Raw genomic sequence first — 14,877 nt, forward strand, 5'->3', positions numbered from 1 at the left:
AGGCCGCGATTGCAGAATAATATAACGAAATATACACCCCTACACTGATCTGCATTCGACGAATTTTCTATTTACACCAACAACGTGAAATAAAGGATCTGGTCAATGACCCACGAGCACTACTTGCAAGCGTGGCAGGAGAGCCAGGAGCTCGCCGAAGCCATGCAGCCCTTGATTGGTCGCCTCTACCGACAACAAGGGGTCGAGATCACCCTCTACGGCCGCCCGCTGCAAAACGCCTCCACCATCGATATCCTCAAGGCCCACCGGGTCGTCCGCCGCCACCAGGGCGCTCCCCTCCCCATCCAGCAAAGCTTCCCCCTGCTTCAGGCCATCGTTGCCCTCAAACCCACCGCCGCTGAGGTAGACCTTGGCAAGCTGGCAGTCGGCTACTGGCGGGATCATCAGGATGAGGCGGGGATCGAGGACTATCTGCAAGCGCGACTGGCACCGGCCCTTGGCCGCAACCAGATGCCGCAGCCGACCGACGTGGTGCTCTACGGCTTTGGCCGTATCGGCCGCCTGCTGGCCCGCCTGCTGATCGAGCGCACCGGCGCCGCCAATCCGCTGCGCCTGCGCGCCATCGTGGTACGTGGCGGTCGCGACGGAGATCTGGAGAAACGTGCCAGCCTGCTGCGCCGCGACTCGGTGCATGGCCCCTTCAACGGCTCCATCGAGGTGGATGTGGAGCGCAGCGCCATCATCGCTAACGGCACCTTCATTCAGGTGATCTACGCCAATAGCCCGGCCGACATCGACTACACCGCCTACGGCATTCACGATGCGCTGATCGTCGACAACACCGGCGTCTGGCGTGACGAGGCAGGCCTCTCCGAGCACTTGAAGGCGCGCGGTGCCGGCAAGGTGCTGCTGACCGCTCCCGGCAAGGGGGAGATGAAAAACGTGGTGTTCGGGGTCAACCATGAAGTGATAGGCCCGGGTGACAGGATCATCTCCGCCGCCTCCTGTACCACCAACGCCATCACCCCTGTGCTCAAGGTGATGCAGGAGCGTTACGGCATTCGCCACGGCCACGTGGAGACGGTCCACTCCTACACCAACGATCAGAACCTCATCGATAACTATCACAAAGGCGAGCGCCGCGGTCGCAGCGCCGCCCTCAATATGGTGATGACCAGCACCGGCGCCGCCAAGGCGGTGGCCAAGGCGCTGCCGGAACTGAAGGGCAAGCTGACCGGCAACGCCATCCGGGTGCCGACCCCCAATGTGTCGCTGGCAATTATCAACCTGTCGCTGGAGCAGGCCACCGATCGGGAGAGCCTCAACGCCTATCTGCAGCAGATGGCGCTAAGCTCGGCCCTGCACCGCCAGATCGACTTCAGCGCCAGTACCGAGCTGGTCTCCTCCGACATGGTAGGTTCCCGTTATGCGGGCATCGTCGACTCCCAGGCGACCATCGCCGAGGGGGATCACTGTGTGCTCTACGTATGGTATGACAACGAATTCGGGTACAGTTGTCAGGTAGTGCGGGTGATGGAGCAGATGGCTGGCGTAGTCCGCCAGGATCTACCGGCATAGACCAATGGGGTCTACCTGCATGGCCCATCAGACCCCGCTGTTTATGGCTCAATAGTTCAAGGAGAGGCCAAATGTCGTTTCAACAGGGTGAGTTTTTACAAGCTATCAGGCAGATGCCCGAAGAGGTGTATGAGCGGCTCAAAACCGCAGTCGAGCTGGGCAAGTGGCCCGATGGCAAGCCCCTCACCGACGAGCAGAAGGCCACCTCCCTGCAAGCCGTGATGGCCTGGCAGGCGATGCATCTCGACAACCCCGAGCACATGAACATAGGCCGTGACGGCGAGATCGTGATGAAGAGCAAGAGCGAGCTCAAGCGTCAGTATCGCGACGAGGAAGAGATAGTGCGGGTCGACCTCAACCACTGAACCTGATCCGGCAGGCCGCTCTCGGCGGCCACAACAGAGAGGGGAGCCATGATGGCCCCCCTCTTTTTCCACTCTCCCCATGGTAGGGAGGTCAGAAGCTGTTCACGACCTGTAGCGAGAAGACGTCAGCAAGGTGAAGAGCAGCGCAGGAACCGGAGCGTATAGATATACGTGAGGATTCCGAGCAGCACATGAGCCTTGATCACGGCTTCGCAGTAAGATCGTGGACAGTTTCTCAGGGGGTCAGTTCCCCACGCAGGGACTGCTGCATCAGCTCGCGAATGCGGTGGGAGGGTAAGTCCTGGCTCAGCAGGAAGTGCAGCTTGGTGAGTGCAGCTTCGGCGGTCATGTCAAAGCCCGAGATCACCCCGGCCCGCGACAGGGCATTGCCGGTAGCATAGCCCCCCATATTGACCTTGCCGTGCAGGCACTGGCTCAGGTTGACGATGATGACGCCGCGGGCCGAAGCCTCGGAAAGCAGCGCCAGCATGGCCGGGTTCTGCGGCGCATTGCCGACCCCGAATGACAGCAGGATCAGCGCCTTCACCGGCTGTTGCAGGATATTGGCGATCACCTCGCTGGAGATCCCCGGATAGAGGGTCACCACGCCGATGGGCTGGGGGGTAATGTCGTGCAGCACCAGCGGCCGCTCGGAGGGCACACCCAGCTCACCCGCTTCCAGCGAGATGGCGATCCCGGCGTTGAGCAACGGCGGATAGTTGGGGGAGTCGAAGGCGTGGAAGCCGTCGGCGTGCACCTTCTTGCTACGGTTGCCGCGATAGAGCTGGTTGTTGAAGAACAGCGTCACCTCGTGGATCGGGTAGTTGGCCGCAATATAGAGGGCGTTGAGCAGGTTCTGCTGACCGTCGGAGCGCAACTCGGCCAGCGGGATCTGGGAGCCGGTGATGATGACCGGCTTGTGCAGATCTTCCAGCATGAAGGAGAGCGCCGAGGCGGTGAACGACATGGTGTCAGTGCCATGCAGGATCACGAAACCATCGTATTTCTCATAGTTGTCTCGAATGTCCTCGGCGATGCGCTGCCAATCCGCTGGCGTCATGTCGGAGGAGTCGATGAGGGGCGCATATTCGTGGATATAGTAATCCGGCATCTCGGGGCGGTGGAACTCGGGCATCCGCGCCAGACAGTCTTCCATAAAGCCCGCCATCGGCACGTAGCCGTGATCGGAACGCTGCATCCCTATGGTGCCGCCTGTGTAGGCAATGTAGATAGACTTCTTCACACCCTCTCCTCTTGATGAAGTGAACACCGCCAAAACATGAACCATGTCGGGGTGAACCACAATGTCAACGCCCGCCAGCGCCTCTGCGTGCAGCGGAAACCGGCGAATTATAGAGACTGGCGCCCCAAATGACAGCCGTTCCATGCACCCTTTTCGGCTTTTCTGCCCTCTACCTACATAGTGTTAAATGTCACAATAAATGACTAAAATGAGCATTAATACGACAAAGATGGAATTAAACGATGCTTTTTGCTACAATCCGCCGGATTTTACTAAAATCTCATCTGGATGCCTGAGCATTTCAGGCCCGCACAAGCCCCATCTTTCCTGGGGCGGGGAGATGTTTCCCCTTCTTTGCTGGCACATAAGCCACACTGTTTTCATCCCGGCTGAATCTGTAAGTCTTTTGCTATGAAAGACACAGCCAATCAACATGGGAGTACTGAATGTTACAACTTGATTCCTACGCAACGCTGGTCGCTGCCACTCTGGTATTGCTGCTTGGCCGGGTGTTGGTTACCCGAGTCGGGCTGCTGCGTACCTTCAACATCCCCAAACCGGTAGCCGGCGGCCTGGTGGTCGCGCTGGTACTGCTGCTGCTGCGCTCCACCCTGCAGATGGAGCTGCAATTTGATACCAGCCTGCAAACCCCGCTGATGCTGGCCTTCTTCGCCTCCATCGGTCTCTCCGCCGATCTCGCCAGCCTGAAACGCGGCGGCAAGGCGGTGGTTACCTTCCTGATGGTGGTCACCGGCCTGCTGCTGGTGCAGAACAGTCTGGGTGTCGGTCTGGCGACCCTGCTCGGTCTGGATCCCCACATGGGGCTGCTGGCAGGCTCCATCACTCTCTCCGGCGGCCACGGCACCGGGGCGGCCTGGAGTGCCACCTTCTCCGAGAAATACGGGGTGCAATCCGCCGCCGAACTCGCCATCGCCTGTGCCACCTTCGGTCTGGTGCTGGGCGGCCTGATTGGCGGCCCGGTGGCTCGCTATCTGGTGAAGAAAGTGCAGGTGCCCGGTGAGGAGCACAATCAGGATGAGGCCCCTCAAGGCTTCGAAATGCCCGACATGGAGCGCCCCCTCACCACTTTCAGCGTTATCGAGACGCTGGCGCTGATCGCCATCAGCCTCAAGGGCGGCGAGCTGCTCTCCGCCTCGCTCAAAGGGGGCGCCTTCGAGCTGCCGATCTTCGTCTGCGTGCTGTTTGTCGGCGTGCTGCTGCGCAACGTCCTGACCCTGCTGAACTGGCATGAGGTGAGCGATCGCGAGGTCTCCCTGCTGGGCAACGTCAGCCTGTCGCTGTTCCTCGCCATGGCGCTGATGAGCCTGAAACTGTGGGATCTGGCCAGCCTGGCTCTGCCCATCTTCATCCTGCTGGCCGCCCAGACAGTGGCGATGGCGCTCTACGCCATCTTCGTCACCTTCCGGGTGATGGGCAAAAATTACGATGCGGCCGTACTGGCGGCAGGTCACTGCGGCTTTGGCCTGGGGGCCACCCCGACAGCCATCGCCAACATGCAGGCCATCACCCAGCGCTTCGGTCCCTCCCACCTGGCGTTTCTGGTGGTGCCCATGGTGGGCGCCTTCTTTATCGACATCATCAACGCCATGGTGATCAAGCTGTTTATGGCGATGCCATTCCTGTAATTCCCTTTCCGTTAGACGTATATGATCAGAGCCCACCTTTCGGTGGGCTCTTTGTTTGTTCTCAACTCGCCAGCTGACGCAGGGGCTCGTATCCGGCACCAGGGTGACCCGCGAGCAACCTAAACAGCCCGAAATCACCAAGCCCGCACTCCCCCGAACAACAAAAAGCCCCGCACTCGACAGAGGCGGGGCTTGTTTATGTCAGCCGGAACAGGCCGAGAGATGCACCTTACAGGATAAAGGTCGACACCTGCTGGTTCAGGTCAGCAGCACGCCCTTTAAGGCTGTGGGCCTGATCCAGATCGCGCATGGCAGATGCGGTGATCTCGTCACTTACATCCTTGATGGCGGTGGTGTTCTGGGTGATCTCGCCGGTCACCTGGGTCTGCTCCTCGGCGGCGGTGGCGATCTGGCCCGCCATGTCGGAGATGAGGGAGATGGCGCTGGTGATCTCTTCCAGCGCGCGCACCGCCTGATCGGCATCCTGCACGCTGTTGTCCGCCAGCCCCTGACTGGTCTGCATCAGACTCACCGCACGGGCAGTGGTCTGTTGCAGGGTCTCGATGGTGGACTGGATCTGCTGGGTGGAGTCCTGGGTACGGCGCGACAGCACCCGTACCTCGTCCGCCACCACCGCAAAACCACGCCCCTGCTCACCGGCGCGAGCCGCTTCGATGGCTGCGTTCAGCGCCAGCAGGTTGGTCTGCTCGGCAATCCCCTGAATGGTGGAGAGAATGCTGGTGATGGCCTGCGCGTGACGGCTCAGCTCGCCGATCACCTCGGTCGCCTGCCCCACCTCTTCGGCCAGACCATTGATGGACTGGCGGGTCTTGTTGACCAGCATCTTGCCCTGCTCACTGCTCTGGGCAGATTGCTGGGCAGCGGCGGCGGTGTTCTCGGCGTTACCGGCGATCTCCATGGTGGCGCTCGCCATCTCGGTGACCGCCGTGGCGACCATGGTCACCTCCTGCTGCTGACGCTGCAACTCGTCCACCGCGGCCTGGTTGGTCACCAGACTGCGCTCGGCATCGGCGTTCAACTCGTTGGCCAGCTGGCGGATATTGCCGATCAGCTGATGCTGACTGCCGACGAAACGGTTGAAGCTGTTGGCCAGTTGGCCCACTTCGTCGTTGGCGTCGATCTTGATGCGCTGGGTCAGATCACCGTTACCATCGGCAATGCGGGCCAACGCCTGGGAGACCTTGGTGAGCGGGCCAAGCAGCATGCTGACCAGCCAGGAGATAGCGAGGATGCTACCCACCAGCACCAGCAGCGCCATCCCCAGCTGGGTCATCAGCAGGGAGGAGAGCGGCGCTTCCAGCGCGGCCTTGTCCAGCACCAGCACCAGCTCCCAATCCGTGTCGGGGATATCAGCCGCCCACAGCAGCTTGTCGCGACCTTCATTGTCAAAATAAGCTGGTACCAAATCCTTGCTTGACTTGCTCTGCTCAATCAGCGCGTTGGTCAGATCGTTGTCGATCTCGCTGGCCGGTTTCATCGCCTTGGCGGCATCCTTGTAGGCGATGATGGTGCCATCCTTATGCATCATGATGGCGAAACCGTCGGCAGGCAGCTGCATCTTGGTCACGTCTTCCACTAGCGAGGCGATGGAGAGGTCACCACCGACTACCCCGCCAGAAACCGGCTGGGCCAGGGTCACCACCATGATGTTGTAAGCCACGTCGAGATAGGGTTTGGTGACAATCAGGCCACCTTTGCTCATCGCCTCCTGATACCAGCCACGGGAGCGCGGGTCGTAGCCATCGCGGTTGATTGAAGGATCTGAGTCATTCATCTTGCCGCTGCTCTCACCGAAATAGGTGAGCTGGAAACGGCCGGAAACTTGTGCCTGTTGCAAGGCATTGAGGGGTTCGGCACCGGCCTTGTTGCCGAGCGCCTGGATCACGTCGCGACGGGCTGCGAGCCAGTCGCTGACACGCTCGGCCTGCTGGGTACCCAGCCGTTGCAACTGCTCCTGGCTGCCTTGAAGCAACAGGGACTTCTGGCTGCTATAGCTCTGCCAGGAGAGCAACAAAATCACCAACGAAAGGGCGATCACCACTGACAACAGTATCTTCTGCTTGAGTGACAGGTTTTTCATCATGTGTTCTTCTATTGAGGTGAGGAGCGGGTTTTTCCCTAAATTGCACAACACTACACGTAGTCATTAGCGACCCGAATGGCCAAAACTGAACCTGAAAATGGGTCGGCGGGCGATATTTTCTACCGAGGTGGAGAAAAGTGCACCAGAAATTGACGGCATGAGCCGCACAAGCCAAGGCAACCCTGTTTATTCCTTCCACAATTGGCTAGAATATCCCGTTTTTAAATCACATCGACCCTGAGAGTTTTCACGATGTTCGAAGTTAATCCCGTATTAAATAAACTTAAGGAGCTGTCTGAGCGGACCGAGCTTCTTAGGGGGTACCTTTGACTATGACGCCAAGAAAGAGCGTCTAGAAGAGGTCAACGCCGAGCTGGAACAGCCGGACGTATGGAATGAGCCCGAGCGCGCACAGGCGCTGGGCAAAGAGCGCGTCGCGCTGGAAAACGTGGTCGGCACCATCGACACCCTGACCCAGGGCGTGGATGACGTCGAGATGCTGGTGAGCCTGGCCGTGGAAGGGGAAGACGAAGAGACCTTCAACGAAGCCATCGCCGAATCCGAACAGCTGGAAGCCAAGTTGGTGGATCTCGAGTTCCGCCGCATGTTCTCCGGCCAGCACGACGGCTCCGACTGCTATATCGACATCCAGTCCGGCTCCGGTGGTACCGAAGCGCAGGATTGGGCCAACATGGTACTGCGTATGTACCTGCGCTGGGGCGATGCCCACGGCTACAAGCCCGAGCTGATTGAATGCTCCGAAGGCGACGTAGCCGGTATCAAATCCGCCACCATCAAGTTCACCGGCGAATATGCGTTCGGCTGGCTGCGTACTGAAACCGGCGTGCACCGTCTGGTTCGCAAGTCTCCGTTCGATTCCGGTGGCCGCCGTCACACCTCCTTCTGTTCTGTGTTCGTCTACCCCGAGATCGACGACGATATCGATATCGAGATCAACCCGGCGGATCTGCGGATCGACGTCTACCGCGCCTCCGGTGCCGGTGGTCAGCACGTTAACCGAACCGAATCCGCAGTGCGTATTACCCACGTTCCGACCGGTGTCGTGGTACAGTGCCAGAACGACCGTTCCCAGCACAAAAACAAAGACCAGTGTATGAAGCAGCTGAAAGCCAAGCTCTACGAGCTGGAAATTCAGAAGCAAAACGCTGAGAAACAAGCCCTGGAAGAGACCAAGTCTGATATCGGTTGGGGCAGCCAGATCCGTTCCTATGTGCTGGATGACTCCCGTATCAAGGATCTGCGCACCGGCGTCGAAACCCGTAATACCCAATCGGTGCTCGACGGTGACTTGGACAAGTTTATCGAAGCCAGCCTGAAATCAGGTCTGTAAACAAGCAGGAATCACCATGTCTGAACAAACCATCACTCCGGAAGTCGACCAAACTCTCGAACTCAACAACGAGATGACCGAGCGTCGTTCCAAGCTGGCCGCCCTGCGCGCCCAGGGTAATCCTTTCCCCAACGACTTCCGTCGCGACAGCCTCTCTGGCGATCTGCACGCAGAGTTCGACGACAAGAGCGCCGAGGAGCTGACGAGCCTGGGTAAACGGGTGAAGATTGCCGGTCGCATCATGACCCGCCGGATCATGGGCAAGGCTTCTTTCGCCACCCTGCAGGACATGGCCGGCAAGATCCAGGTCTACGTCACCCGTGACGACCTGCCGGAAGGTTTCTACAACGAGCAGTTCAAGAAGTGGGATCTGGGCGACATCGTGGGTGTCGAAGGTACCCTGTTCAAGACCCAGACCGGTGAGCTCTCCGTTCACGTTTCCGATATCCGCCTGCTGACCAAGGCACTGCGTCCGCTGCCCGAGAAGCACAAAGGCCTGACCGACCAGGAAGCTCGCTGCCGCCAGCGCTACCTGGATCTGATCGCCAACGAAGAGTCCCGCAAGACCTTCATGATCCGCACTCAGGTGGTTGCCGGTATCCGCAAGTTCTTCAACGAAAAGCGCTTCATGGAAGTGGAAACCCCGATGATGCAAGTCATCCCGGGTGGTGCCTCTGCGCGTCCGTTCGTCACTCACCACAATGCGCTGGACATCGATATGTACCTGCGTATCGCTCCGGAGCTCTATCTGAAGCGTCTGGTGGTCGGTGGTTTCGAGCGTGTCTACGAGATCAACCGCAACTTCCGTAACGAAGGTATCTCGGTTCGTCACAACCCCGAGTTCACCATGATCGAGTTCTACATGGCCTACGCCGACTACATCGATCTGATGGACCTGACCGAAGAGCTGCTGCGCACCCTGGCGCAGGACATTCTGGGCGACACCAAGATCCGTTACGCCAAAGAGGGTGAAGAGGGTCTGACCATCGATTTCGGTCAGCCGTTCCAGCGCCTCACCATGGTCGAGTCCATCCTGAAGTTCAACCCGGATGTGACCCTGGACGATCTGGCTACCCTCGAGAGTGCCAAGGCCGTTGCCAAGCGTCTGCACATCGAGCTGATGAAGGGCTGGGAGCTGGGCCACGTGATCACCGCGATCTTCGAAGAGACCGTGGAGCACATGCTGCTGCAACCGACCTTCATCACCGAGTACCCGGCCGCCGTTTCTCCGCTGGCTCGTCGCAACGACGTGAACCCGGACGTAACCGACCGCTTCGAGTTCTTCATCGGTGGCCGCGAGCTGGCCAACGGCTTCTCCGAGCTGAACGATGCTGAAGATCAGGCCAAGCGCTTTCAGGATCAGGTTGATCAGAAAGAAGCTGGCGACGACGAAGCCATGTTCTACGACGCCGACTTCGTCACCGCGCTGGAACACGGCCTGCCGCCGACTGCCGGTCAGGGTATCGGTATCGACCGTCTGGTCATGCTGTTTACCAACAGCCACACCATCCGTGACGTCATTCTGTTCCCGGCCCTGCGTCCGCAGAAATAAGGTTCATGCCCGCCGGGATCCATCCCGAGCGCGATAGCTTGAAAACGCCCCGCAACAGCGGGGCGTTTTTCTATCTCCTTTACCGCAAAATCACTTTCAAAATTCAATAATGGAATAAAGAAGATATTTTTATTCTTTGTTGTTAGCCAACACGCCCTTTAATCTGGCCAAAAATCAGACCATGGAAGACGCGTGTGATGCAATTGAAGGATTCCCCATTCAACCTCTCTCCCCTCTCTGACGAGCAGCAACGTCAGCTGGGCCAAGTACTCTCGACCCTCAATACCCAGCAACTGGCCTGGGTGAGCGGATATCTCTACGGCCTCTCCCAGAGCGGTCACCAGAACGTTGCTGCCAGCGCCGCCGTGGCTGCGCCCAGCGGCAGCCTGACCATTCTCTACGGCTCCCAGACAGGCAACGCCAAAGGCGTCGCCACTGCCATCAAGGCGCAGGCCGAGGCCCGCGGCCTCCCCGTCACCCTAGCGTCGATGGCCGACTACAAACCCAAGCAGCTCAAGAAAGAGAGCCACCTGCTGGTGGTAGTGAGCACTTACGGGGAGGGTGAACCGCCGGAGAGCGCCGTCGATCTGTTCGAGCAGCTTAAAAAAGGCAAGATTGGCAAGCTGGACGGGCTCAAGTTCGCCGTGCTGGGGCTGGGTGACAGCTCCTACGAATTTTTCTGCCAGACCGGCAAAGATTTTGACGACTTCCTCGCCAAAGCAGGGGCCGAGCGGGTTTATGAGCTCGCCAGCCTCGATGTGGATTATCAGGATGCGGCCAAGAGTTGGGGCGAGCAGGCACTCAACGCCATTGCCACGACCCTCTCTACCGGTGTGGCCAGCAGCAGCGTAGCCAGCGCGGTACAGCAGGCGGTTGGCCACAGCCAATACAGCAAGGAGAACCCCTTCCCTGCCCGCCTGTCGGTCAATCAGAAGATCACCGGCCGGGATTCCACCAAGGATATCCGCCATATCGAGATCAATCTGGCCGACTCCGGCATCACCTATCAGCCGGGGGATGCCCTCGGCGTCTGGTTCGACAACGATGCAGAACTGGTTAATGAAGTGCTGGCCCTGACCGGCCTCTCTGGCGATGAAGCCACGACCCACGGCACCTTGCGCGCCGCCCTGACCGGTCACTTCGAACTGACCCGGCTGCACGGCGGCTTTATCACAGGACTCGCTGACATATCGGACAACGCGGCGCTGAAAGACTTGGCCGGTGACAAGGCCCAGGTCAATGCACTGGTGGCCTCCGCTCAGGTGGTGGATGTGCTGAAACGCTTCCCGACCGCCCTCACGGCCGAGCAACTAGTCGGCCTGCTGCGCCCCCTCACCCCGCGCCTCTACTCCATCGCCTCCGCCCAGAGCGAAGTGGAAGAGGAGGTGCACCTGACCGTCGGCGTGGTGCGCTACCCGCAGGAAGATGGCACAGTGCGCAGCGGCGCAGCCTCCTCCTATCTGGCGGATCGGCTGATTGAGGATGGCGAGGTACGGGTATTCGTCGAGCACAACGACAACTTCCGCCTGCCGCAAAACCCCGACACCCCCGTCATCATGGTGGGCCCGGGCACCGGCATCGCCCCGTTCCGCGCCTTTATGCAGGAGCGGGAAGCCCAAGGTGCCGAGGGCAAGAACTGGCTCTTCTTCGGCAACCCCCACTTTACCCAGGATTTCCTCTATCAGGTGGAGTGGCAGCGTTATGTGAAATCGGGGCTGCTGTCGAAGATCTCGCTAGCCTTCAGCCGGGATCAGGCCAACAAGATTTATGTGCAGGACCGCCTGCGCGAGGCCGGGCTTGAGCTCTACCAGTGGCTGGAAGCAGGCGCTCACTTCTATGTGTGTGGCGACGCCAACAAGATGGCCAAGGATGTGCAGGAAGCCCTGCTGGATGTAATTGCCGAACACGGTCACAAGAGCCGTGAGGAAGCAGAAGAGTATTTGAGCGAATTGCGTCGTGCCAAACGTTATCAAAGGGATGTCTATTGATGAGCAAACAACCTCTTTCTCACCCAAAAGCGGGACCGGTCGAAGGGCCGCTGGCCGACAACGAGCGCCTCAAGCGCGAGAGCAACTTCCTGCGCGGCACCATTGAGCAGGATCTGCAGGATCCACTCACCGGTGGCTTCAACGGCGACAACTTCCAGCTGATCCGCTTTCACGGCATGTACCAGCAGGATGACCGCGACATCCGCCCGGAGCGCGCGGCGCAAAAGCTGGAGCCACTGCACAACGTCATGCTGCGTGCCCGTCTGCCCGGCGGCATCATTACTCCGGCTCAGTGGCAGGTGATCGACAAGTTCGCCGAAGAGAATACCCTCTATGGCAGCATCCGCCTCACCACCCGTCAGACCTTTCAGTTTCACGGGGTATTGAAGCGCGACATCAAGCTGATGCACCAGACTCTCAACAGCACCGGCATCGATTCCATCGCCACTGCGGGCGACGTGAACCGCAACGTGCTCTGCACCAGCAACCCGGTGGAGTCCGAGCTGCATCAGGAGGCCTACGAGTGGGCCAAGAAGATCTCCGAGCATCTGCTGCCCAAGACCCGCGCCTACGTGGAGATCTGGCTGGACGGTGAAAAACTGGGGCAGGACGAGGAGCCGATCCTGGGTTCCAACTACCTGCCGCGCAAATTCAAGACCACTGTGGTGATCCCGCCTCACAACGACGTGGATATCCATGCCAACGATCTCAACTTCGTGGCGATTGCCGAAGGTGGCAAGCTGGTTGGCTTCAACGTGCTGGTGGGCGGGGGCCTCGCCATGACCCACGGCGACACCAGCACCTACCCACGCAAGGCGAGCGACTTTGGCTTTATTCCGCTCTCCCACGTGCTGGAGGTGGCGGCCGCCGTGGTCAGCACCCAGCGCGACTGGGGTAACCGGGTAAACCGCAAGAACGCCAAGACCAAGTACACCCTTGAACGGGTTGGCGTCGAAGCCTTCAAGGCCGAGGTGGAGAGCCGCGCCGGCATCCAGTTCGGGCCGGTTCGCCCCTATGAGTTCACCAGCCGGGGCGATCGCTTCGGTTGGGTCGAGGGGATCGACGGCAAGCACCACCTCACCCTGTTTATCGAGAATGGCCGCCTGCTGGACTTCCCGGGCAAGCCGCTCAAAACCGGCATGCTGGAGATCGCCAAGGTGCATCAGGGGGATTTTCGCCTGACCGCCAACCAGAACCTGATCATCGCGGGCGTCCCGGCTGCCGAGAAGGCCCGTATCGAAGGGCTGGCGCGCCAATACGGCCTGCTGGATGACGGCGTGAGCGAGCAACGCAAGCAGTCCATGGCTTGTGTGGCCCTGCCCACCTGCCCGCTGGCGATGGCCGAGGCGGAGCGCATGCTGCCAGCGTTTGTCACCGACATCGAGGGCTTGCTCACCAAACATGGGCTGGCGGATGACGCCATCATCTTCCGGGTCACCGGTTGCCCCAACGGCTGCGGCCGCGCCATGCTGGCAGAAGTGGGTCTGGTGGGCAAGGCACCAGGCCGCTACAACCTCCATCTGGGGGGCAACCTGGAAGGCACCCGCATTCCGCGCCTCTATCAGGAGAACATCACCGAGCCGCAGATCCTGGCCGAACTGGACGCGCTGATCGGCCGCTGGGCCAGCGAGCGCAATCAGGGTGAGTGCTTCGGCGACTTCGTGATCCGGGTTGGGGTGATTGCCCCCGTTATCGATTCTGCGAGGGACTTCTATGCCGCTTAATCTGCCGCTTAATGTCACTGAAGATGGCCGCCTTGACCTGCAGGTGCTGCTGGCCCTCGGCCGTGAGGAGCAAGTCGAGGCACTGGCGCCCCTCAACCGGGAACTGGATACCATGAGTGCCCCCGAACGGGTGCGCTGGGCCCTGGCAAATCTGCCGGGGGAGCATGTGCTCTCATCCAGCTTCGGCATTCAGGCGGCGCTGATGCTCCATCTGGTAAGCCGCGAGCGGGCCGACGTGCCGGTAGTGCTGACCGATACCGGTTATCTCTTCCCGGAGACCTACCGTTTCATCGACGAGCTGACCGAGCGCCTCGCGCTCAACCTGAAGATCTATCGGGCCGAGCTCAGCCCTGCCTGGCAGGAGGTGCGCTTCGGTCTCCTGTGGGAGCAGGGGGTGGAGGGGATCACCCGCTACAACCAGCTCAACAAGGTGGAGCCGATGGACCGCGCCCTGCGTGAGCTGGGGGCCCAGACCTGGTTCTCCGGCCTGCGCCGGGAGCAGTCCGGCAGCCGTGGCAAGCTGCCTGTGCTGGGCATCCAGCGCGGCCGCTTCAAGTTCCTGCCGGTGATCGACTGGAGCAACAAGGATGTCTTCTACTACTTCAAGGAGTTCGACCTCCCATACCACCCGCTGTGGGAGCAGGGTTATCTCTCGGTGGGCGATGTCCACACCACCGCCAAGTGGGAGCCGGGCATGAGCGAGGAGCAGACCCGCTTCTTCGGCCTCAAGCGCGAGTGCGGTTTGCACGAGGAAAATGGCGAGAACGACGGCTCAGGCATCTAATCCCGCCTTGAAATCCAACAGAACAACAAGGGCATCCGAAGATGCCCTTGTTGTTATTTGCCCATTAGCATTCGCCCGTCAGCGGCGCAGCCAGGTCTCAAAGCTATAGGGTGCGGGTTCTTCTCATCGGCAGGGTGGCTCTCGCAATCAACGCGTTGCCACTGACCATCGTCAAAAGCAGGGAAGCGGGTATCTCCCTCCACCGCCAGATCGATGCGGGTCAGGTAGAGACAATCCGCGCTCGGCAACATCTCGGCATAGAGATGACCACCACCGATCACCATCAACTCCTCCACCGAGCTGCCTGCCAACAGCGCCAGCGCCGCCTCGACGGAGCCCACCACCTCAATGCCCTCAGCCTGATAGTCGGGATTGCGGCTGATCACCAGATTGCGCCGTCCGGGCAGCGGTCGACCGATGGATTCGAAGGTCTTGCGCCCCATCAATACCGGTTTACCGAGGGTGACACGCTTGAAGTGGGCCAAGTCAGCAGGCATATGCCAAGGCATCAGGTTATTCTTGCCGATCACCTGCTTTTTCGCGAGGGCAGCAATCATAGAAATCTTCACGGTATCAGTATC

The 14,877-nt window shown here is 60.0% G+C and carries 10 protein-coding genes and 1 pseudogene; 8 read left to right on the forward strand and 3 right to left on the reverse strand.

The features are described from left to right. Nucleotides 1-105: 105 nt before the first annotated feature. Together ACTG2B_RS16445 and ACTG2B_RS16450 are read left to right on the forward strand one after the other, a co-directional pair. A complete protein-coding gene (locus ACTG2B_RS16445) occupies nt 106-1,539 on the forward strand; it encodes a glyceraldehyde-3-phosphate dehydrogenase (protein WP_429202250.1) in 1,434 nt (477 codons plus the stop codon). A gap of 71 nt (nt 1,540-1,610) precedes the next feature. Continuing rightward, entirely contained in the window at nt 1,611-1,904 is a 294-nt protein-coding gene (locus tag ACTG2B_RS16450) for a YeaC family protein (RefSeq protein ID WP_005335194.1), read from the forward strand. Nucleotides 1,905-2,139: 235 nt separating this feature from the next. Here ACTG2B_RS16450 and ansA read toward each other — a convergent pair whose 3' ends face one another. Then, nucleotides 2,140-3,147 (reverse strand): asparaginase, encoded by a 1,008-nt coding sequence (gene ansA / locus ACTG2B_RS16455; protein WP_204477630.1) that lies wholly within the window; start codon nt 3,145-3,147, stop codon nt 2,140-2,142. Between the two features lie 446 nt (nt 3,148-3,593). On the opposite strand from ansA, the gene gltS reads away from it, so the two are divergent. Next, nucleotides 3,594-4,793: a sodium/glutamate symporter gene (gene gltS / locus ACTG2B_RS16460; RefSeq protein ID WP_005348115.1), complete on the forward strand. Its 1,200-nt coding sequence runs from the start codon at nt 3,594-3,596 to the stop codon at nt 4,791-4,793. A 229-nt stretch (nt 4,794-5,022) separates the two neighbouring features. Here the strand turns inward: gltS and ACTG2B_RS16465 are convergent, their stop codons facing one another. Further along, nucleotides 5,023-6,894 (reverse strand): methyl-accepting chemotaxis protein, encoded by a 1,872-nt coding sequence (locus ACTG2B_RS16465; RefSeq protein ID WP_139494153.1) that lies wholly within the window; start codon nt 6,892-6,894, stop codon nt 5,023-5,025. 255 nt (nt 6,895-7,149) lie between these two features. Here ACTG2B_RS16465 and prfB point away from each other — a divergent pair. The 5 genes from prfB (at nt 7,150) to ACTG2B_RS16490 (ending at nt 14,296) form a co-directional block, all read left to right on the forward strand. Continuing rightward, a protein-coding gene (gene prfB / locus ACTG2B_RS16470) for a peptide chain release factor 2 (protein WP_100645262.1) occupies nt 7,150-8,248 on the forward strand; the annotation gives its coding sequence in 2 pieces (ribosomal slippage) (nt 7,150-7,224 and nt 7,226-8,248; 1,098 coding nt in all). Nucleotides 8,249-8,264: 16 nt separating this feature from the next. Beyond that, a complete protein-coding gene (gene lysS / locus ACTG2B_RS16475; protein WP_005335201.1) occupies nt 8,265-9,800 on the forward strand; it encodes a lysine--tRNA ligase in 1,536 nt (511 codons plus the stop codon). 197 nt (nt 9,801-9,997) lie between these two features. After that, complete coding sequence (locus ACTG2B_RS16480; RefSeq protein WP_439996446.1) at nt 9,998-11,788, forward strand: assimilatory sulfite reductase (NADPH) flavoprotein subunit; 1,791 nt, start codon at nt 9,998-10,000, stop codon at nt 11,786-11,788. Next, nucleotides 11,788-13,512, forward strand: coding sequence for an assimilatory sulfite reductase (NADPH) hemoprotein subunit (cysI, locus tag ACTG2B_RS16485; RefSeq protein WP_439996447.1), 1,725 nt, complete (start codon nt 11,788-11,790; stop codon nt 13,510-13,512). The genes ACTG2B_RS16480 and cysI overlap by 1 nt, the downstream gene beginning before the upstream one ends. Beyond that, nucleotides 13,502-14,296 carry a phosphoadenylyl-sulfate reductase gene (locus ACTG2B_RS16490; RefSeq protein ID WP_439996448.1) on the forward strand — a complete coding sequence of 265 codons (795 nt, stop codon included), beginning with the start codon at nt 13,502-13,504 and terminating at the stop codon, nt 14,294-14,296. Before cysI ends, ACTG2B_RS16490 begins: the two co-directional genes overlap by 11 nt. Nucleotides 14,297-14,374: 78 nt before the next feature. On the opposite strand, the pseudogene folA reads toward ACTG2B_RS16490, so the two are convergent. After that, nucleotides 14,375-14,865, reverse strand: a pseudogene (folA, locus tag ACTG2B_RS16495) (type 3 dihydrofolate reductase). Nucleotides 14,866-14,877: the final 12 nt, after the last annotated feature.

Source organism: Aeromonas sp. 30P, from assembly GCF_051919805.1.
Taxonomy (GTDB): domain Bacteria; phylum Pseudomonadota; class Gammaproteobacteria; order Enterobacterales; family Aeromonadaceae; genus Aeromonas; species Aeromonas veronii.

Excerpts from the sequence above, each read along its gene's own strand:
- ACTG2B_RS16445 (WP_429202250.1), top strand. The coding sequence starts at position 106 with ATGACCCACGAGCACTACTTGCAAGCGTGGCAGGAGAGCCAGGAGCTC.
- ACTG2B_RS16450 (WP_005335194.1), top strand. The coding sequence starts at position 1,611 with ATGTCGTTTCAACAGGGTGAGTTTTTACAAGCTATCAGGCAGATGCCC.
- gltS (WP_005348115.1), top strand. The coding sequence starts at position 3,594 with ATGTTACAACTTGATTCCTACGCAACGCTGGTCGCTGCCACTCTGGTA.
- ACTG2B_RS16465 (WP_139494153.1), bottom strand. The coding sequence starts at position 6,894 with ATGAAAAACCTGTCACTCAAGCAGAAGATACTGTTGTCAGTGGTGATC.
- lysS (WP_005335201.1), top strand. The coding sequence starts at position 8,265 with ATGTCTGAACAAACCATCACTCCGGAAGTCGACCAAACTCTCGAACTC.
- ACTG2B_RS16480 (WP_439996446.1), top strand. The coding sequence starts at position 9,998 with ATGCAATTGAAGGATTCCCCATTCAACCTCTCTCCCCTCTCTGACGAG.
- cysI (WP_439996447.1), top strand. The coding sequence starts at position 11,788 with ATGAGCAAACAACCTCTTTCTCACCCAAAAGCGGGACCGGTCGAAGGG.
- ACTG2B_RS16490 (WP_439996448.1), top strand. The coding sequence starts at position 13,502 with ATGCCGCTTAATCTGCCGCTTAATGTCACTGAAGATGGCCGCCTTGAC.